Here is an 18972-nt window from a genome sequence, read left to right as displayed (position 1 = left end):
AGCTCGACCCGGTCCACCACGGCGCCCCGGTCGACCACCCCTCGCGCCGGCACCGGGCGACCCGGCACGGCGCGGGGGGCGTCGGCCCGACCGGGAGCCGGCCCGGGTCGCTCCCGCGCCACCGCCTCGGGTACGGCCCGCAAGGTGGCCGGCTCGCCGCTCCCGCCCGAGCGGCGCAGCTCCCGCGGGGTGATGCGCGTGGTGGTGCTCGCCTCGATCTTCGTGCTCCTCGCGGTCACCCTGGTCCCGACCCTGCGGTCCTACCTGCGCCAGCAGGGCGAGATCGACGCCCTGCGCGGCCAGGTCAGCCAGCAGCGCCAGGGCGTGAGCGACCTGCAGAAGGAGCAGGACCGCTGGCACGACGACGCCTACGTGATGCAGCAGGCGCGCGAGCGGCTCAAGTTCGTCAAGGTCGGCGAGAAGTCCTACACCGTGATCGACGGCAAGCCCTCGGCCAAGGCGCTGCCCGGGGTGGCCACGGCGCCAGCGGCCTCGAGCGACCACCCGTGGTACGGCCAGCTCTGGGAGTCGGTGCAGGTCGCCGACGCCGGCCCGGCCGCGACCGGTGCGACCTCCGGCACGACCTCCGGCACCCCGGCCAAGTGAGCGACCAGCCGACCCAGGCCGACCTCGACGCGGTGCAGGCCCAGCTCGGTCGCGTCCCGCGGGGCGTGGCCGCCGTGGCCCACCGCTGCCCCTGCGGCCACCCCGACGTGCTCAAGACCGAGCCGCGCCTCCCCGACGGCACGCCGTTCCCCACGACCTTCTACGCGACCTGCCCCAAGCTGACCGGCGCGATCTCGACGCTCGAGTCCACCGGGCTGATGAAGGAGATGAGCGACCGCCTCGCCGACGATCCCGACCTCGCGGCCGCCTACGCCGCGGCCCACGAGGACTACCTGACGCGTCGCGCCGAGCTGGGCCAGGTCGAGGAGATCGAGGGCATCTCCGCCGGTGGCATGCCCACCCGCGTCAAGTGCCTCCACGTGCTGGTCGGCCACTCGCTGGCCGTCGGCCCCGGCGTGAACCCCCTCGGCGACGAGTCCCTGGCCCTGCTCGACGACTGGTGGGCGTCGGGCTCCTGCGTGGCTGCTCCGGCCGCCGATGGCGAGGAGTGAGCGCGTCATGGGTGCGGTGACCCGCGTCGCTGCAGTCGACTGCGGCACGAACTCGATCCGCCTCCTGGTCGCCGACGTCGACCCGGACCGCGGCACCCTCGTCGACGTCGCGCGTCGCATGGAGGTGGTGCGGCTCGGCTACGGCGTCGACCGCACCGGCCGGATCGACCCCGTCGCCATGGAGCGCACGCTGGCGATGGCCCGTGAGTATGCCGCGCAGTGCCGTGAGCTGGGCGCGGAGCGGGTGCGCTTCGTGGCCACCTCCGCGTCACGGGACGCGTCGAACGCCGACGAGTTCGTGGTCGGCGTGCGGGAAGCCTTCTCCCACTACGGGATCGCGCCCGAGGTCATCTCGGGTGACGAGGAGGCCGCGCTCTCGTTCCGGGGAGCCACGGGCGAGCTGCGGGCACGCGGCATACCCGGTCCGTATCTGGTGGTGGACCTCGGTGGTGGCTCGACGGAGTTCGTCCGCGGCGCCGACTCGGTCGAGGCTGCGCGCTCGGTCGACATCGGCTGCGTGCGGATGACCGAGCGGCACCTGCGGTCGGATCCGCCGACCGACACCGAGATCGCGGCAGCAGTGCGCGACATCGATGCTGCGATCGACAGTGCTGCCGAGGTGGTCGACTTCGCGGGGGTCGGGGCGCTGGTCGGGCTGGCCGGCAGCGTCACGACGATCACCGCCCACGCGCTCGGGTTGGCCGCCTACGACCCGCAGCGGATCCACCTCACCGAGCTGGACTCCGACCAGGTCCTGGCGGCCTGTCAGTCGTTGCTGCACCTGACCCGCGCGGAGCGGGCGGCGCTGGGGTTCATGCACCCGGGCCGGGTCGACGTCATCGGGGCAGGGGCACTGATCTGGCACGAGGTGGTGCGCAGGCTGGCCGGTCTGGGCGTGCACCGGGTCATCACGTCGGAGCACGACATCCTCGACGGGATCGCGCTCTCAGCGGCAGCGTCAGCGAGGCCGCCGGACTCAGCGACGGGGGAGTAGGGCGTCGAGCCCGGTCCACACCGTCGACGCGACGATGTCGGTCGCCTCCTGCGTCGAGACCCCGGGTCGCCGGGTGCGCCACACGGCGACCCGCTCGCACGCGCCGATGATGACCTCGACGTAGCCCTCGAGCAGCCGGTCGGGCACCCCCGCGAGGGCAGGCGCCTTGCGGAAGGTGGCCATGGTCGCCGCGGACTGCTGCTCGCGGATGCTCTCGATGAGCGGACTGGCCTGCGAGGCGACCGCCCCCTCCTGCTGGATGAGGACGAATGCGTTGGCGTGCTCGTCGATGAACTCGAAGAACGCGCGGACCCCGGCGCGGAACACCACCTCGAGCGGTGCGTCGGCGCCGACCTCCTGCCAGGCCGCCTCGGTCGCCACCCGCAGCTGGGTGCGCGCCCGGGTGACGCAGGCGGAGAGCAGGCCCTCCTTGGAGCCGAAGTACTCGTAGATCAGGGGCTTGGTGACCCCTACCCGCTCGGCGATGTCCTCCATCGTGGTCGCCTGGAAACCCCGCTCCGCGAAGACCTCCTCGGCGATGCGCAGGATCTGCTCCTCGCGCTGGGCACGCGGCATCCGCACGCGCGGCGCGGGAGTGGCGATGGGCGGCTGGGGACTCGGCGGCACGCGGCAACTCTACCGTGGCGGCGACCAAACTTACTGATGGTAAGTTGGCGCCATGGCGACACCTCACCACCGGGTGGTCATCGTCGGCACCGGGTTCTCCGGGCTCGGCCTGGCGATCCGCCTCGCCCAGCGCGGCGACCACGACTACGTCGTCCTGGAGAAGGCCGACGAGGTCGGTGGCACGTGGCGCGACAACCGCTACCCAGGCTGCGCCTGCGACGTCCCGTCGCGGCTCTACTCCTTCTCCTTCGCCCAGTTCCCGAGGTGGTCCCGCGACTTCGCGACGGCCGGCGAGATCTGGTCCTACCTGCGCCACGTCGCCGACCGGTATGCCGTGCGCGACCGGATCGAGTTCGGCGCCGACCTGCGCGCGGCCGAGTTCGACGAGTCGACCGGCCGCTGGACCCTGACCGCCGGCGACGGTCGCCAGTGGACCTGCGACGCCGTGGTCCTCGGCGTCGGAGCCCTGCACGAGCCGAGGCTCCCCGATCTGGAGGGGCTCGAGTCGTTCGCCGGCGAGCTGGCGCACACCGCCAGGTGGCCCGAGGGGACCGAGCTGGCGGGTCGGCGGGTCGGCGTCGTCGGCACCGGGGCGAGTGCCGTGCAGCTGGTCCCCGAGGCCGCGCCCGTCGCAGCCCACACCACCGTCTTCCAGCGGACCGCGGCCTGGACGATGACCAAGCACGACCAGGAATGGAGCCCCACGCGGCAACGCCTCTTCGCGCGCTGGCCGACCCTGCAGCGGCTGGTGCGCTGGCGGACCTACTGGTCGCTGGAGGCCAGGGCCCCGTTGTTCGTCCGGCTCCCGGGGCTGGCGCGGTTCGTCGAGCGGATCGCCCTGCGTGAGCTGGCTGCGGCAGTCCCCGACCCGGTGACGCGGGCCGCGCTGACCCCCGACTACCGGATCGGCTGCAAGCGGATCCTGCTGTCCAACGACTACTGGCCGACCTTCGCCCGCCCCGACGTCAGCCTCGTGACCGACCCGATCGTGCGGGTCGAGCCCGACGCGGTTGTCACGGCCGACGGCACGCGGCACGAGGTGGACGTGCTCGTCCTCGGGACGGGTTTCGACGTGAGTGGCAGCACCGACCGCATCGACGTCCGCGGTCTCGGCGGACGCACCCTCGCCGACGCCTGGAGCGAGGGGATGCACACCAACCTCGGCATCACCGTGGCGGGCTTCCCCGAGCTCTACCTCCTGCTCGGACCCAACACCGGGCTCGGCCACAACAGCGTCGTCACGATGATCGAGTTCGCCAGCGACTACGTGCTCAAGGCGATCGACCGGGGCGCGGCTGGTCCCCGGGTCACCACCCGACAGGCCCAGGACGCCTTCACCCGCGAGATGGTGCGGCGCTCCCGTCGCACGATCTGGGCCACCGGCTGCCGCAGCTGGTACCTCGACCGGTTCGGCAACAACACCGCCCTGTGGCCGGGCTCGACCCTCGGCTATTGGCTCCGCACCCGCACGGTGGACGACTCCCAGTTCGAACCAGTCAGCCTCCACTCCCCAGCGAAGGAATCCATTGATGCGCAAGGCATTTGAGCCCAAGGTCTCGATCGTCACGGGGGCTGCCTCAGGTATCGGCCGTGCCATCGCCGCTGAGCTCGTCGCCCACGGCAGCCACGTCCTGGTCGCCGACCTCGACGGCGCCGGGGCGGTCCGGGCCGCCGGCGAGCTGGGCCCGCTGGCCAGCGCAGCCACGCTCGACGTCGCGGACGCGGCAGCCGTCACCGCCCTGGTCAGGAAGGTTGCCGCCGAGCACGGTCGCCTCGACGTGATGGTCAACAACGCCGGCGTCGCGATCGGGGGCCTGCTCGAGGAGCTCGACGAGCGGCACTGGGCCAAGGCGCTCGACGTGAACCTGCGCGGCGTGATCAACGGGGTCACGGCGGCATACGAGGTGATGCGCCCGCAGGGCAGCGGTCACATCCTCAACACCGCCTCGCTCGCGGGCCTGATCCCGGCCCCGGCGATGTTGCCGTACACGACCACCAAGCACGCCGTGGTGGGGCTCTCGACGGCGCTGCGCGCGGAGGCTGCGAGCCAGGGCGTGCAGGTGAGCGTGCTGTGCCCGGGCTTCGTCGACACACCCTTGCTCGACGACGTGTATGCCGCGCCCGACAGCTTCGGGGGGAGCAGCGTCCGGGCCCGGGTCCGGCTGATGCAGCCGAAGTTCCTCACGGCGGAGCAGACCGCGAAGGCGGCAGTCGACGGCCTCGCCGCGAACAAGGCAGTCATCCCGGTGGGGTTCCTCGCACACTTCATGTGGCGCCTGGTGCGCTATGCGCCGCCGGTGGCGCGGGCGGTCATCCAGGGGCAGGCGACCGGTCACCGTCGGCTCAACCAGAGGTCCGCCGCCAGGGCTGCCAAGGCCGGGCGGCGATGAGTTCGCGCGGTCCCCGTGGAAAGTCGGCCAACTGGCCCCCTTTCCAGGCCACGTCGCGCAGATCGCCTGGAAAGGGGGCCAGTTGGCCCCAAATCTCGAGGACGGGGGCAGGACGGGTCAGTTGGGGTTGCTGAGCCCGACCAACAGCACGACGCACGCCCCGGCCGCGAGGACGAACACGATCGCCAGCCCGGCGAGCATGCCCACCATGATGAAGCGCGTGCTCTCGCGCACGAGGCCGACGATGAACGCCGCCAGCAGCCCGACGTTGAGCCCCAAGGTCGCGATGGTGCTGAGCTCGTTCGGGAGGTTGACCGCATTGCCGACGACCGTGGGGAGGGACTCCAGCCCACCCACGAGGAACAGCGCGGGGATGCACAGGGCCACCCCGATCCAGAACTTCGCGACGTTGGAGCGTCCCCGTCGCCGAGCCGGCTGTGTCATGAGCGTTCCCCTCAGTCGATCCAGGCATAGATGCCGATGCACGCCGCCGCGGCGAGCACGGTGAGGTAGAGCAGGACCAGGCGGGTGTCGCCGAGCTTGCAGCGCGAGCGCAGCAGCCCACCCCGCCGTGCCTTGGCGTAGCCGACGATGGCGAGGACCGCGAACCCGAGCAGCGCCACTGGTCCCAGGGCCCACCCCAGCAGTGCGATGGTGGCGAAGACGCACAGTCGCAGCGGGTCGTAGGGGGCCGTCGGCTCGTGATCGCCCTGCGCGGCGTGCGGCGGCGCCACCTGGCGCGGGTCCGGGCCGGTCATGGCGTAGCCCTGGTCGAGGTGAGCGGGAGGCCGACGGCAGTCGAGATCCGTTGCCGCGACAGGGGTGCCCAGGCCTGCACGGCACAGAACGGTGCGCACTGGTGGCCGCCGTCGTCGCTCACCGTGGCCACGTGGACGCAGCACTGGGTCAGGCGCTCCTCGATCATCGTGTTCATGTCCATGAACGGCTTCACGGTGATCCGCAGGACGCGCTCGCCCAGCAGGGAGCGGAGCTTCTCGCGCTGGCCGGGGAGTCGACCGGCGGCCAGGGCCGCGAGGGTGCCGATGCCCAGGTCGCACCCACTGCAGACGTCGCGCCAGATCCCGGCCATCGACGGGTGCGACAGCGAGGACTGCTCCGACAGCAGGTCGAGCAGTGACTGCTTGACGGCTGATCGCAGCGATGCGGGAAGGGCGTCGTCGGCGATGCGGTTGGCGAGCACGTCGGGCTCGAGGTCGAGCCACTGCTTGAGCCGCTCGGGGCCGACGAGCGAGACCAGCGAGCGCCAGCTCCCGGAGTCGTCACGAAGGAGGTAGCCCACCGAGCAGCAGTGCGGGTGCGAGCAGGGCAGGGCGGTCAGGTCGCGCCAGGTCACCTGCCCGGCAGTCTGCCCGTCGAGCCGGGCGAGGACGCCGGTGTGGGTGAGCCGGTCGTGGGGGTCGATGCCGGCGCTGCGGCCGGAGCCGAACACCGGCTGGATCGTCACGCCGCCGACGTAGGGGGTGTCGAGGGCGCGCTTGACCACGAACCCGATCTCGTCGTCGTTCACGCCCAGTGCGGCGGTCATCGTCAGGGTGGTGAAGATTCCGGCGCCCGACAGGCGGTCGATCGCCCGCTCCTTGAACCGGCGGATGTCGGCACCCCGGTGGTGGGTGGAGGCCTGCGCCGACTCGCCGTCGTACTGCAGGTAGACCTCGACCCGGTCGCGGTGCCTGCGCAGGAGGTCGAGCAGCGCGTCGTCCTTGGCGATGGCGATCCCGTTGGTGTTGACCAGGACCCGCACGATGGGCCGGGTCGCCACGGCGTCGAGCAGTTCGGGCAGCCACGGGTACAGGGTCGGCTCGCCCCCGCTCAGCATGAGCACGTCGATCCGGCCATTCTCCCGCGACAGCCGGGCGTCGACCGAGGCCAGCACCTGGTCGAGCGGCACGACCGACGCGAGGGCCGGCGCCGAGGCGGCGAAGCAGGTCGGGCACTTGAGGTTGCAGTGGTCCAGCAGGTCCTCGAGCAGGATGCAGGTGTGCTGGGTCTGCATCTCGGGGAGACCGTCGGCGTAGGCAGCCGGCACCGGCGCGAAGTTCCCGGCCAGGTCGGGCGTGTGCACCTTGGTGGGGGCGGTCCACTGCTCGAGGTAGCTCAGGATCTCGGGCGACTCGTCGTAGAGGGTGCGCACCAGGCCGTGGGACGCACACCCGCGCTCGAGCCAGATCCGACCCTCGCGCTCCACGAGCCACCCGGACAGTCGGTGCACCTCCGTGAGGGGGCGGTCGGGCCGCTCCTCGTGGCACAGGGGGCAGAAGGCGTTGACGTAACGGTGGATGCGGTCGCCACGCAGCGGCATACCGGGTCCGGTGCGGGTGCTCACGCGACCACTGTCTCGTGCCGCAGCCCGTGGTAGGCGCCGCGACGCGCTTGCACTGCCACCCGCGCGAGGATCAACGGCACGGTCACGGCGAGGAAGAGCTGCGGCCTGGTCAGCCCCAGCCAGGCGACCTCGTTGCCCCTGACGTACTCGAGGAAGAAGCGGGCGACGCCATAGGCGCCGAGGTACCAGACCAGCAGCTCACCGCTCGGCACGCGGCGGTGGCGGAGCCACCACCAGATGACGGCGAAGGCCGCGGCGTGGAAGACGATCTCGTAGACGAACGACGGGTGCAGGGGTATGCCGGCCGGCGCGCCCGTGCGCGCGGCGGCAGCGTCGTCGACGGTGATCCCCCACGACGTCCCGGTGGGGCTGCCGGGACGCTCGGTGAGCAGGCAGCCGACCCGGCCCACGGCCATGCCCAGTGCGACCGCCGGCGCGAAGAGGTCACCGGTGCGGGGCCGGTAGCCACTGAGGCGCTTGGCGATGTGCACGCCGGCCCACGCCCCGACCAGGCCGCCGAGGATGCTGCGGTTGCCGTAGGCCCACTGCTCCGTGAGGGAGGCGTTCTGGCGCAGGTCGAGGTGCTGGAGCCACGTGCCGAGCCGCATGAACACCGCTCCGCCCACGAGGCCTCCGGTGACCACGATGAGCAGGCGCTCGTCCGTCGTCCCGCGCCGACGGGCCTCGACCGCGAACACCGCGAGGGCCGTCAGGACGCCGAGCGCGACGAACACCGCGTGGGCGTCCACCCCGAACACCGTGGGAACCACCGACACCCCTCCCTTCCGAGGTCGTGGGTGCCGGCACGCGTCATGGCGCGGGCTGCCACACCCGACTGAAGGGTGGCACGGATGGGGCGGCTCCGCGGCATACTTGGCCCGCCCCCGTGGCCCAACTGGCAGAGGCAGGCGACTTAAAATCGCCACAGGTGCGGGTTCGACCCCCGTCGGGGGCACCAGTGCGCTGGGTCGTGGTCAGAGGTCGACGTCGGCCCAGATCGCGGCGTGGTCCGAGGCGGCGTCCTGCTCGCGCGTGAGCGTCGGGTACATCTCCCAGCGACCGGAGGCGGTCCACACCCCCTTGCGGAAGATTCCGGACGCCGTGACCGCGGCGAAGACGGCCGGGGAGCAGAGGATGTAGTCGATCTTGTTGCCGGCCCGACCCGTCGTGTAGGTGCCCGGCCACCCGCCGTCGTCGAAGCTCGGGTGGGTGGCGATGTCCCGCAGGTCGGTGGGTGCCGCCGCCGAGCCCACGAGCAGGGGGGCCAGGGGCCCCGAGTCGGGGGTGTCGTTGAGGTCGCCGAGGACGACGATGTTCGCGACGCCCTCTGCGCGACGAGCCCGGTAGATCTCGGCCACCCGTTCGGCCTGTCGCTGACGTCGCCGGTTGGAGTCGCTCGCGCTGCCGTAGCCCTTGGACTTGAAGTGGTTGACCATCACCAGCAGCGTCGCGCCGCTCGGCAGGGTGACGGTGTACTCGGGGCAGTCGCGGCCGAAGATGGGCCCGGCGAGGTCGGCGTCGTCGACGTGGCTGACGATCCGCTCGATCACGTGGTCGCCGCGGGTCATGACCCCCACGTCGATGCCGCGGTCGTCGTTGCCGTCGATGAGCATGATGTGGCCGTAGATGCGATCGCTGATCGGGCGCAGCAGGTCGACGTTGAAGCGCTGCAACGCGATCCGGCTCTCCGCCTCCACGACCCCGAGCACGTCGGCCGCGACGTCGTGGACGACCTGCGCGGTGTGCCGGACCGCGAGCTCGGTCACGGCCTGGGTCTTCAGCTCGAGCCACCCGACCCAGTCGGGCCGACCGTCCGCCACGACGACCATGCCGCCGGCTTTCGGCCTGGTGATGAGGCGGCCCCGGTTCTGGCGGAGGATGACGTACGTCCCGCTGTCGGCCTTGTCCAGACCCAGCGCGACCAGCCACTTCACGATGTTGGCCTTGTCGGTCGCCGAGTATGCCGCGTGCTGGAGGGTGCGGGTCAGCTTGGCGTAGGTGTCGAGGAGGGCGCGGTGCGTCGACCAGTCGTCGGCCGCGAGCAGCCGGGCGCGGTCGAACAGGTTCTCGACGTTGAAGCTCGCGATCCTCACGACACCAGAGTCCCGCGCCCGACGCCGGCGCACCAGTGGACAGCCGGGCCGTCTTCGCCATCCACAGGAGGGTGGCCCGGGAACTTTCACCCCGGTTCCGCACGTAGTCTGGGGTGAGCGGCCGACCGCAGGGCCGCCCTACGCCTCCAAGGAGACAGCATGGCCAGCAACCCGGTGTTCGACCGGATCGAGAAGGAGTCCCGCCAGGGCTATGCCGGGTTCGGTCGCAGCGGTGCGCCCGCCCAGCAGCCGACGGCCGGCATGGCGTCCACCGACGGCATGACCAGCCAGCAGCTCCAGGACCTCTACAACCAGCCCTCCGCCGGGCCGGTCCAGACCAAGCGCCTCACCATCGACGACGTCGTGATGAAGACGACTGGCCTGTTCGCCATCGTGCTGGTCATGGCCGTGGTGGGGTGGCGGCTCACCCCGAGCTACGGCATCGGCCTCCTCCTCGGCGGCATCGCGGTCACCCTCGTGCTCGGTCTGGTCATTGCGTTCAAGAAGACCATCAGCGTGCCGCTCATCGTCACGTATGCGGTCGTCGAGGGGCTGTTCGTCGGCGCCATCAGCAACTACTACAGCCTCGCGTTCGACCCGCCGGAGCAGACCGACGTCTTCCGTGGCATCGTCGCGCAGGCCGTGATCGCTACGCTTTCGGTGTTCGCAGGCACGCTGTTGGCCTACAAGACCGGGCTCATCAAGGTGACGGCCAAGTTCCGTCGGATCGTCACCATGGCGGTCATCGGCTACACCATCTTCTCGCTCATCAACCTCGCCTACGCCTGGATCGGCAACCACGCCTTCGGCATCGGCGGGACCGGCGCCCTCGGCATCGGCATCTCGCTCTTCGCCATCGGTCTGGCCGCTGCGATGCTCGCGGTCGACTTCGACTCGATCGACCGGGCCATCGCGACAGGAGCCCCGGAGAAGTACTCCTGGCTGCTCGCCCACGGCCTCATCGTCACCATCGTGTGGCTCTACCTCGAGATCCTGCGTCTGCTCGGGCGTCTGCGCAGCAACTAGCGTGACCCCGAGATCGCCTGTTCCGCAGGAGGTTTCGGCCGAACTGCAACGCGTGGTCCGGCGGTGGCAACAGCTACCGCTGGACCACGCGCTGTCATGTGTGCCGACCGTCCGCGGTCTGCTCGACGACCTGGCCGAGCGCGCTGCCGTGACCCCCGCGCACGGGTCGCCCGCCACCGTCCCGGACCTGGGGCCAGCCGTCCTCATGGACCAGCTGACCGTCCTGGTCTACGACGTCTGCGCAGCGGGCGGCGCAGCGTCGGACGAGCTGACCACGCGCCTGGCAGACCTGCGCCGCGAGCTGGCCTGACCGCCCTCCCGGAGCCAAGCCATGCAAAAGGCGAGTTAGCGCCAGGGCTGGCGGCGCTAACTCGCCTTTTGCATGACTGGGCGTCGCCGCAGCGCCGTCCCGGCTGGCGCTCAGGTGCGCAGGTGGGCCACGTTCGTCCACCCGGGGTCTGGAGTGACCCTGATCCGGACGTCCTGCGGCCATGGGTCGCACACCGCCGCGAGCGACGGTACGGCGTCGTCAGCGGTGGAGTCGACGTAGACGTGCAGCAGCCGCACCCCCGCGTGGGACTGGTGGGCCACCACCCGGCCGCTGTCGCCGAGCGCCTGGTTGATCGCGTCCTCGAGGGTTCGGAGCTCGGTCAACGCGTCCTGGCCGGGCAGGCCCGACTCGGTCTGGTCGGTGTAGGGGACGGCGACCGCGGCGTGGGTGTCGAGGTCGGGCGCCGTGGCCGAGTGGAGTGGGATCTGGGCCATCGCCAACACCGGACCGCCCTCGCCCTCGCCGTTGAGGATCGCCCAGTGTGGCTGGCCGTCCTCGTCGGTGGACTCGGCCTCGAGGTCGCGGACGACCGCCCGCAGCCCGGCCAACCCGAACCCGTCCAGAGGCGGTACGACAGAGGGCGTCACCTCGCCGACCCAGAGCTCGACGCCGGTCTCGCCCAATGCGGTGTCGAGGGCGAGGAAGGTGATGGTGACCCGTGCGCGTTCATCGAGCGACGCGAACGCGGGGTGGTGCACAGACACGTCGACCCTGGATCCCTCCCGTCGAGCGCCCACCACGAGGTCGGCGAACGAGATGGTCTGGCCGCCCACCTCGAGCGTCATCGACTCGGGCTCACGGTTGGCCTGGCGCGAGTCCGCGAACTCCCACGTGGCATCCGCAGCGGGGGCGCCCTTGACCCACCGACGGGCCGCGCCGCGAAGCGCCGCGTCTCCCTCAGGACTGACCACCAGGCAGTGCTCCGCCTCGCGACCCGGGCTGAGCTCCCACGCCAGCCCGGGGTGCACGGCTGAGACGCGGCGGCTCATCGCGGCGACCAGGTCGTCATTGGGGCTGCCCGCGATGCTGGCATCGGCGAGGGCGCGGCCCTCGGTGGCCTACCAGTCCCAGAAACCGGTCACCGACTCTTGCGAGCCGTGCCCGTCCCGGTCGTCACGGCCCTTCCTGCGGCTGAAGATCCCCATGGGGCCAGTCTTGCGGGCGCAGGCAGACGAGAGGCCCGAAACCGTGGATCCGGTGGGGTGCCGGGGTCGGTTTCGGGCCTCTCGACGCTCCGCTCAGCTCAGGCGCTCGTAGATGATGGCCATGCCCTGGCCGCCACCGACACACATCGTCTCCAGGCCGAACTGCCCGTCGCGGGCCGCAAGGCCGTTGAGCAGGGTCGTCGTGATCCGCGCCCCGGTCGAGCCGAAGGGGTGGCCGAGGGCGATGGCGCCACCGTGCACGTTGAGCTTGTCGAAGTCCATGCCGAGGTCGTCGGCGGACGGCAGCACCTGCGCGGCGAAGGCCTCGTTGATCTCGTAGAGGTCCAGGTCGCCGATCGTCATGCCGGCCCGGGCCAGCGCCTGCCGCGAGGCCTCGACCGGCCCGAGGCCCATGATCTCCGGCGAGAGACCAGAGACACCGGTGGACACCACGCGCGCCAGCGGGGTGAGCCCGAGCTCCTTGGCCTTGGTGTCGCTCATGACCACCACGGCCGCAGCCCCGTCGTTGAGCGGGCAGCAGTTGCCGGCGGTGATCGTGCCCTGCTCGCGGAAGACCGGGTTGAGGCCCTGGAGCGCCTCCAGCGTCACGCCGGCCCGCGGCCCGTCGTCCTTGCTGACGACCGTGCCGTCGCCGAGCGTGACCGGGGCGATCTCGCGCTCGAAGAAGCCGTCGGCGATCGCCTTCTCGGCGCGGTTCTGCGACGAGACGCCCCACTCGTCCTGGCGCTCCCGGGAGATGCCCCGCAGGGTGGCGACGTTCTCGGCGGTCTGGCCCATCGACAGGTAGACGTCGGGCAGCAGGCCCTGCTGGCGCGGGTCGGCCCAGGTCTCGTTGCTCTTGGCGATCTGCTCGCTGCGGGCTGCGGAGCCGGCGAACTTGGGGTTCTGGTCGTCCCCGGAGGAACCACCGGCACCAGCCCAGTTGGTGTACTGCGAGACGCACTCGACGCCGCCGGAGACGAAGATGTCGCCCTCGCCGGCCTTGATCGCGTGGTAGGCCATCCGCGTGGTCTGCACGGACGAGGCGCAGAACCGGTTGATGGTCGAGCCGGGCAGCCCGTCGAACCCGGCGAGCACGGCCACGACGCGGGCCATGTTGGACCCGTGGCGGCCGGACGGCTCGGCGCAGCCCCAGTAGAGGTCCTCGACCAGCGTGGGGTCGAGCTCGGGGATCTTGGCCAGCGCCGCGGAGATCACCTGCACCGACAGGTCGTCGGGACGCATCTCCTTCAGCGAGCCCTTGAACGCGCGCCCGATGGGCGTGCGGGCGGTCGAGACGATGACTGCTTCGGTCACGGGGTCCTCCTCATGCAACAGCTGCGAGGGGCCGCGAGATAAGCGGCCGCTTAGTCAGCCTCGATGGTATGCCGTGCGGCTGGGTCTGCGACTGTGGCGTTGCTCTCGTCGGCGCGGGCGTCGGCTCGGCCGGTCCCAGCTCGACCGACCGCACCTGCCGCACCAGCGGCACCGTCGGGGCCAGGCGGCAGCCCACTGTCGTCGACCCGGTGGGACTCGGCCTGGTGGGACTCGGCCTGGTGGGACTCGGCCTGGCGGTCGGGCACGGCATCGTGCGGTCGGCGCAGCAGCACTGCCCAGCGACCGCGGGGGCCGCGGGCCTGGCCAGCGATCTTCGTCGCGGAGACCTCGGTGCCGGGGTCGCGGACCGCGTACTGGGCGGCGACGGCGACCGGGCCCACGCCCTCACCACGGCGGGTGTCGGGAGCGCGCTCCTCGCTCGGCTCGCCGATCCGGACCCCGAGAGCGGCGTAGACGCTCGGCAGCAGCGCGGCGGCCGCCCGGGCGTAGCCGGCAGGGGAGGGGTGGAACCGGTCAGCGCTGAACATCTCGTGCGGCCGCTCCGCGAACTCGGGGCCCAGCAGGTCGCCGAGCGACACGGTGCGGCCACCCGCCTCGACCACGGCGACGGTCTGGGCCGCGGCCATGTCGCGGGACCACCGACGCCCGATGAGGCGCAGCGGCTGGGGGATCGGCTGGATCGTGCCGAGGTCGGGGCAGGTGCCCACGACGACCTCGGTGTCGAGGGCCCGCAGCGCCCGGACCGTGGTCTCGAGGTGGCGCACGGCGATGGCCCTGTTGATGCGATGGGTCACGTCGTTGGCCCCGATCATGATGATCGCGACGTGCGGTCGCGCCACCTGGTCGAGGGCGTTGACGAGCTGGAGCTCGAGGCCTGAGGACTCGGCTCCGACGACGGCGGTGTTGGTGAGGCGGACCGGGCGACCGGTGAGGGCCGAGACGCCGTTGGCGATGATCGCGCCGACCGTCTGGTAGCGGTGGTCGGCACCCATCCCCGCGGCCGATGAGTCGCCCAGGACGACGAGCTCGACCGGGTCGCCCACGCCGGCACCGTAGATCCCGTTGTCGTCGGGGGAGCCGTCGAACGGCTGGCCCACGATGCGGCGGGCCACCTTCGCCTCGGCCTTGAGCACGCCGTAGCCGAGCGCGCCGAGCGCACCGATGCCCGCAGCGAGGCCGCCCCCACCGTAAGCGGCGGTGGCGGCGATCTTGCGGGCCCGTCGTGCCCGGCTCATGGGCCAGCCCCTCTCGTCCGTGGTCCCTCTGACGGTAACGCTCGATGCTGACATGGTGATCCCCCTCCCCCTCGATGGTGCGACCGGGGCGTGTGCTTGGCATCCCCCAGTTGGCGGAGGGCCCGCCGACCGGCCCGCCGGGCGGTCCGAGGGCCTGTCCAGCATCTGAGAGGATGGCGGGGTGAAGTACGCAGAGCACATCGCCGACCTCGTCGGGAACACGCCCCTCGTCAAGCTGAACTCGGTCACCGAGGGGATCGCGGCCACGATCCTCGCCAAGGTGGAGTACATGAACCCGGGCGGGTCGGTGAAGGACCGCATCGCGCTCAAGATGATCGAGGCGGCCGAGGCCTCCGGCGAGCTCAAGCCGGGCGGCACCATCGTCGAGCCGACCTCCGGCAACACCGGGGTCGGACTGGCCCTGGTGGCCCAGCGCAAGGGCTACAAGTGCGTCTTCGTCTGCCCCGACAAGGTGAGCCAGGACAAGCGCGACGTCCTCAAGGCCTACGGCGCGGAGGTCGTGGTCTGCCCGACCGCCGTGGCGCCCGACCACCCGGACTCCTACTACGAGACGTCCGACCGCCTGGTCCGTGAGATCGACGGCGCGTGGAAGCCCAACCAGTACGCCAACCAGAACGGTCCCGCCTCGCACTACGAGTCGACCGGCCCGGAGGTGTGGGACGACACCGACGGCAGGGTCACGCACTTCGTCGCGGGCGTCGGCACCGGAGGCACCATCACCGGCACCGGCCGCTACCTGCGCGAGGTCTCGGAGGCGCGCGACGGTGGACGCGTGCGCATCATCGGCGCCGACCCGGAGGGCTCGGTCTACTCCGGGGGCACCGGTCGCCCCTACCTCGTCGAGGGCGTCGGAGAAGACTTCTGGCCGACCGCCTACGACCCGGCCGTGGTCGACGAGGTCATCGCGGTCAGCGACGCAGACTCCTTCGAGATGACCCGCCGCCTCGCCAAGGAGGAGGGCCTGCTCGTGGGCGGCTCCTGCGGCATGGCGGTCGTCGCCGCGCTGCGGGCGGCCAAGGACCTGCCGGCCGATGCCGTCGTCGTCGTGCTGCTGCCCGACAGCGGTCGTGGCTACATGTCGAAGATCTTCAACGACGACTGGATGAACTCCTACGGCTTCATGCACACCCACACCGAGACGACGGTCGGCGAGGTGTTGCACCGCAAGGCCGGCGACATCCCCGCCCTCGTCCACACGCACCCGACCGAGACGGTCCGCGACGCCATCGAGATCCTCCACGAGTACTCCGTCTCGCAGATGCCGGTCGTCAAGGCCGAGCCGCCCGTGATGGCGGGCGAGGTCGCCGGCTCGGTCAGCGAGCGCGCCCTGCTCGAGGCGCTGTTCAACGGCAGTGCGCACCTCACCGACTCGGTCGACAAGCACATGGAGCCGGCGCTGCCCCTGGTCGGCGCCGGTGAGGCTGTCACCGCGGCTCGCCACGAGCTCGAGAAGCACGACGCGATCATGGTGGTCGAGGACGGCAAGCCGGTCGGGGTGCTGACCCGCGCCGACCTGCTGATCGCCTTGGTGGACTAAGGGATTCGTCGACCAGACACCGACCGGCGCAGCGCGTCGGTCACCGCAGCCGTCGCGCCATGTCCGGGCGCGGCGGCTGCGCCGCGTCCGGGTGCAGGATGCCGGCCAAGGCCTCGACCCCGTCGACGAGGCGAGGTCCGGGGCGGGCGAAGCTGGCGTTCGCGTCGACCGCCCACACGGGTATGCCGTCGGGCAGCTCCCCGTCATCGATCGCCTTGCGTGCCAACGCCGTCGAGCCCTCGAGGTCGTAGCCGCACGGCGCACACACGATCACCTCGGGGGCGCTGTCGCGCACTGCTTCCCAGGTGACGCGCACCGACTTCTCGCCGGCGGTCCCGAGCGCGTTGGTGCCCCCGGCCCGGGTGACCATCTCCGGCACCCAGTGGCCGGGCGCGAAGGCCGGGTCGGTCCACTCCAGCACCAGCGCGCGCGGGCGGGAGGTGGCGCGCACGGCCGACTCCACGGCATACAGGCGGTCGTGGAGCTCGGCCACGACGGCAGCCGCGCGCTCGGCGGTGCCGGTCGCGGACCCCAGCGTGGTGATCGAGCCGATCACCTCGTCGAGGGTGTGGGGGTCGATGGTGAGGACCTCGGCGCGGCAGCCGAGGTAGGCCAGCGCGTCGTCGACGACGGAGACGTCCACGGCGCAGACGGCGCACAGGTCCTGGGTGACCACGAGGTCGGCGTCCAGAGCTCCGAGGGCTCCGGCGTCGAGGTGGTAGAGGTCTTCTCCCGCTGCCATGGCCTTGCTGACGAACGCGTCGATGTCGCTCGCCGAGAGGCCCTCGGGGATGGCGGTCGTGGAGACGATGGTGCGCTCACGGGCCTCGGCCGGGGTGTCGCACTCGAAGGTGACGCCCACGACCTGGTCGCCGGCGCCGAGCGCGAACAGGATCTCCGTCGTCGAGGGCAACAGGGACACGATCCGCATGCCGCGACCATACGCGGGGCCCGTCCCGCGGCATACCGCAGCCTTGGGTGCGCGGGTTAGGTTGACACCATGGAGAACTGGGAATCTCCGGTGGAACGCGCCATCCGTGAGGCGCAGGAACGCGGGGAGTTCGACAACCTGCCCGGGACCGGGAAGCCGCTGCGCAGCCTCGGCGACCCGGAGCGGGACGACCCGGACTGGTGGGTCAAGCAGCTGGCCGAGCGGGAGCACCTCGACCTGTCCGGAGCGCTGTCCCCGCCGTTCGCGCTGCGCAAGGAGGCGGCCACCTTCCCGGGGTCGCTGCTCGACCTGCGCACCGAGGCGAGCGTCCGGGCCGTGCTCGCGGACTACAACCACCGCGTGAAGGCGGACCGCCTGCGTCCAGGCGTCGGGGCGAGCTTCCCGATCTGGGCGCCGCTGGTCGACGTCGACGACCTGGTCGAGCAGTGGCGTGAGCTGCGCGAAGCCACGAGAGCCTCCGCCTCCGGAGGGACCGCCGACCTCACAGCTCCAGCAGCATCACGTGCAGGCCGACCCGGCCGTGCGTCCTGGATTCGAAGGCTCCTGGGACTGTCGTGAGGATCCTGAAGCCGAGGTCCTGCCAGAGGCGCACGGCCGCCGCGTTCGTCTCCACCACGGCGTTGAACTGGATCGCCGCATAGCCCTGGTCCCGGTGCCACGCCACCACGTCCTCGGCGAGGGTGCGGCCCACCCCCTTGCCCCGGGACGCCGATGCCACCATGAAGCTCGCGGTGCCGACGTGCGAGCCACGCCCCGGGCGGTTCGGGCCCATCTTCGCACTGCCGAGCAGGCTGCCGTCCTGCTCCACGGCGACGACCGTCCGCCCAGAGGGCGACTCGAACCACAGGTCGTGGATCTGGGCGTCGGTCAGGTCGTCGGGGTAGGCGTAGGTCTCGCCGGCATCGACGACCTCACGGAAGATGACTGCGAAGGCCGGCAGGTCCGACTCGACTGCCTCGCGGATGACCACGCGACGACCCTATGACCTGACGCTGACGGTCTCAGCCGCCGAGGTCGCTCGAGTCGTTGACGCGCAGGACGCTCTCCTGGCTCGGCAGCTGGTCCTGCTTCACGATCCCCACCGGGCAGGTCATGCCGTTGGGCCCGTGGTTGCAGTAGCCGCCGGGGTTCTTGTAGAGGTACTGCTGGTGGTAGTCCTCGGCGTAGTAGAACGTGCCGGCATCCCCGGCTGAGCGCAGCTCGGTCGTGATCGTGCCGAAACCGTTGTCGGTCAACACCTTCTGGAACGCCTCACGGGTCGCCTCGGCGGCGCGCTCCTGGTCGGGGGTGGTCCAGTAGATCGCCGACCGGTAGGCCGTGCCGATGTCGTTGCCCTGCCGGTTGCCCTGCGTCGGGTCGTGGTTCTCCCAGAACTCCTTGAGCAGCAGCTCGGGGCTGGTCTGCTCCGGGTCGTAGGCGACCAGCACGGCCTCGGCGTGACCGGTCAGGCCGGTGCAGGTCTCCTCGTAGGTGGGGTTCGGGGTGAGGCCGCCCATGTAGCCCGCGGCCGTCGTGACGACCCCCGGGAGCCGCCAGAAGATGCGTTCGGCGCCCCAGAAGCAACCCATCGCGAGGTAGAGCACCTCGGTGTCCTCGGGCCAGGGGCCCTCGAGCGGCGTGTGCAGGACGACGTGCTCGTCGGCGATGTGGAACGGACGCGTCTCGCGTCCGCGCAGGGCGTTCTCGGCGGTGGGCAGGGTGGTCTTGGCGCGCGATCCGAATATCACGACTGGTCCAACGCAGGCCGTCGCACGACTGTTCCGGCCGGACCTTACGGCGGGATGACGCCCCGGCCGCTTCGCCAAACTCGCTGGCTTCCCC

At 71.4% G+C, this 18972-nt stretch carries 21 protein-coding genes and 1 tRNA gene; 10 read left to right on the top strand and 12 right to left on the bottom strand.

What is annotated here, in order from left to right; genetic code table 11:
• From ACXJKD_RS02840 to ACXJKD_RS02830, 3 genes are all read left to right on the top strand, one after another.
• A partial coding sequence (locus ACXJKD_RS02840) for an FtsB family cell division protein (protein WP_457252811.1) occupies positions 1-606 on the top strand: 606 nt, incomplete at its 5' end.
• Positions 603-1118 (top strand): DUF501 domain-containing protein, encoded by a 516-nt coding sequence (locus ACXJKD_RS02835; protein ID WP_457252810.1) that lies wholly within the window; start codon positions 603-605, stop codon positions 1116-1118. The genes ACXJKD_RS02840 and ACXJKD_RS02835, both read left to right, overlap by 4 nt.
• 16 nt (positions 1119-1134) lie before the next feature.
• Entirely contained in the window at positions 1135-2112 is a 978-nt protein-coding gene (locus ACXJKD_RS02830) for a Ppx/GppA phosphatase family protein (protein WP_457252829.1), read from the top strand.
• Here ACXJKD_RS02830 and ACXJKD_RS02825 read toward each other — a convergent pair.
• On the bottom strand, positions 2095-2739 hold the full coding sequence (locus ACXJKD_RS02825; RefSeq protein WP_457252809.1) for a TetR/AcrR family transcriptional regulator: 645 nt from the start codon (positions 2737-2739) through the stop codon (positions 2095-2097). The genes ACXJKD_RS02830 and ACXJKD_RS02825 overlap by 18 nt on opposite strands.
• Before the next feature lie 52 nt (positions 2740-2791).
• Here ACXJKD_RS02825 and ACXJKD_RS02820 point away from each other — a divergent pair, with 52 nt between their 5' ends.
• Both ACXJKD_RS02820 and ACXJKD_RS02815 read left to right on the top strand, forming a co-directional pair.
• Positions 2792-4285 (top strand): flavin-containing monooxygenase, encoded by a 1494-nt coding sequence (locus ACXJKD_RS02820; RefSeq protein WP_457252808.1) that lies wholly within the window; start codon positions 2792-2794, stop codon positions 4283-4285.
• Positions 4269-5129 carry an SDR family NAD(P)-dependent oxidoreductase gene (locus tag ACXJKD_RS02815; RefSeq protein WP_457252807.1) on the top strand — a complete coding sequence of 287 codons (861 nt, stop codon included), beginning with the start codon at positions 4269-4271 and terminating at the stop codon, positions 5127-5129. The genes ACXJKD_RS02820 and ACXJKD_RS02815 overlap by 17 nt, the downstream gene beginning before the upstream one ends.
• 117 nt (positions 5130-5246) lie before the next feature.
• Here ACXJKD_RS02815 and ACXJKD_RS02810 read toward each other — a convergent pair whose 3' ends face one another.
• From ACXJKD_RS02810 to ACXJKD_RS02795, 4 genes are read right to left on the bottom strand one after another with little or no spacing between them, the layout of a single operon-like run.
• Entirely contained in the window at positions 5247-5573 is a 327-nt protein-coding gene (locus ACXJKD_RS02810; RefSeq protein WP_457252806.1) for a hypothetical protein, read from the bottom strand.
• A gap of 11 nt (positions 5574-5584) precedes the next feature.
• A complete protein-coding gene (locus tag ACXJKD_RS02805) occupies positions 5585-5887 on the bottom strand; it encodes a hypothetical protein (protein ID WP_457252805.1) in 303 nt (100 codons plus the stop codon).
• A complete protein-coding gene (locus tag ACXJKD_RS02800; protein WP_457252804.1) occupies positions 5884-7473 on the bottom strand; it encodes a radical SAM protein in 1590 nt (529 codons plus the stop codon). Before ACXJKD_RS02800 ends, ACXJKD_RS02805 begins: the two co-directional genes overlap by 4 nt.
• Positions 7470-8243, bottom strand: a complete 774-nt coding sequence (locus ACXJKD_RS02795) for a prolipoprotein diacylglyceryl transferase (RefSeq protein WP_457252803.1) — start codon at positions 8241-8243, stop codon at positions 7470-7472. Before ACXJKD_RS02795 ends, ACXJKD_RS02800 begins: the two co-directional genes overlap by 4 nt.
• A gap of 110 nt (positions 8244-8353) precedes the next feature.
• Between ACXJKD_RS02795 and ACXJKD_RS02790 the strand changes: the two genes are divergently transcribed.
• Positions 8354-8431, top strand: a tRNA-Leu gene (locus ACXJKD_RS02790).
• Positions 8432-8447: 16 nt separating this feature from the next.
• Here ACXJKD_RS02790 and ACXJKD_RS02785 read toward each other — a convergent pair.
• On the bottom strand, positions 8448-9566 hold the full coding sequence (locus tag ACXJKD_RS02785; RefSeq protein ID WP_457252802.1) for an endonuclease/exonuclease/phosphatase family protein: 1119 nt from the start codon (positions 9564-9566) through the stop codon (positions 8448-8450).
• Between the two features lie 159 nt (positions 9567-9725).
• Between ACXJKD_RS02785 and ACXJKD_RS02780 the strand changes: the two genes are divergently transcribed.
• Both ACXJKD_RS02780 and ACXJKD_RS02775 read left to right on the top strand, forming a co-directional pair.
• On the top strand, positions 9726-10592 hold the full coding sequence (locus ACXJKD_RS02780) for a Bax inhibitor-1/YccA family protein (protein WP_457252801.1): 867 nt from the start codon (positions 9726-9728) through the stop codon (positions 10590-10592).
• 100 nt (positions 10593-10692) lie between these two features.
• On the top strand, positions 10693-10902 hold the full coding sequence (locus ACXJKD_RS02775) for a hypothetical protein (protein WP_457252800.1): 210 nt from the start codon (positions 10693-10695) through the stop codon (positions 10900-10902).
• Between the two features lie 110 nt (positions 10903-11012).
• Here the strand turns inward: ACXJKD_RS02775 and ACXJKD_RS02770 are convergent, their stop codons facing one another.
• The 3 genes from ACXJKD_RS02770 to ACXJKD_RS02760 form a co-directional block, all read right to left on the bottom strand.
• Complete coding sequence (locus ACXJKD_RS02770; RefSeq protein ID WP_457252799.1) at positions 11013-11912, bottom strand: DUF695 domain-containing protein; 900 nt, start codon at positions 11910-11912, stop codon at positions 11013-11015.
• 249 nt (positions 11913-12161) lie between these two features.
• Entirely contained in the window at positions 12162-13385 is a 1224-nt protein-coding gene (locus tag ACXJKD_RS02765; RefSeq protein ID WP_457252798.1) for an acetyl-CoA C-acetyltransferase, read from the bottom strand.
• A 50-nt stretch (positions 13386-13435) separates the two neighbouring features.
• Complete coding sequence (locus ACXJKD_RS02760; RefSeq protein WP_457252797.1) at positions 13436-14641, bottom strand: SGNH/GDSL hydrolase family protein; 1206 nt, start codon at positions 14639-14641, stop codon at positions 13436-13438.
• A 181-nt stretch (positions 14642-14822) separates the two neighbouring features.
• On the opposite strand from ACXJKD_RS02760, the gene ACXJKD_RS02755 reads away from it, so the two are divergent.
• Entirely contained in the window at positions 14823-16199 is a 1377-nt protein-coding gene (locus ACXJKD_RS02755; protein WP_457252796.1) for a cystathionine beta-synthase, read from the top strand.
• A gap of 40 nt (positions 16200-16239) precedes the next feature.
• On the opposite strand, the gene ACXJKD_RS02750 is transcribed toward ACXJKD_RS02755, so the two are convergent.
• The gene (locus ACXJKD_RS02750) at positions 16240-17130 is read right to left on the bottom strand and encodes a cobalamin-binding protein (RefSeq protein ID WP_457252795.1); all 891 of its coding nucleotides are present in this window, start codon (positions 17128-17130) and stop codon (positions 16240-16242) included.
• Between the two features lie 69 nt (positions 17131-17199).
• Here ACXJKD_RS02750 and ACXJKD_RS02745 point away from each other — a divergent pair, with 69 nt between their 5' ends.
• Positions 17200-17709 (top strand): DnaJ family domain-containing protein, encoded by a 510-nt coding sequence (locus ACXJKD_RS02745; RefSeq protein ID WP_457252794.1) that lies wholly within the window; start codon positions 17200-17202, stop codon positions 17707-17709.
• Here the strand turns inward: ACXJKD_RS02745 and ACXJKD_RS02740 are convergent.
• Positions 17633-18121, bottom strand: coding sequence for an N-acetyltransferase family protein (locus ACXJKD_RS02740; protein ID WP_457252793.1), 489 nt, complete (start codon positions 18119-18121; stop codon positions 17633-17635). The two genes, ACXJKD_RS02745 and ACXJKD_RS02740, sit on opposite strands and share 77 nt — an antisense overlap.
• A gap of 31 nt (positions 18122-18152) precedes the next feature.
• Complete coding sequence (gene msrA, locus ACXJKD_RS02735; protein WP_457252828.1) at positions 18153-18875, bottom strand: peptide-methionine (S)-S-oxide reductase MsrA; 723 nt, start codon at positions 18873-18875, stop codon at positions 18153-18155.
• Positions 18876-18972 lie beyond the last annotated feature (97 nt).

This window comes from Pedococcus sp. P5_B7 (genome assembly GCF_054049895.1).
Note: the sequence above shows the minus strand (reverse complement) of the source record. Positions and strands in the feature narration are given on the sequence as shown.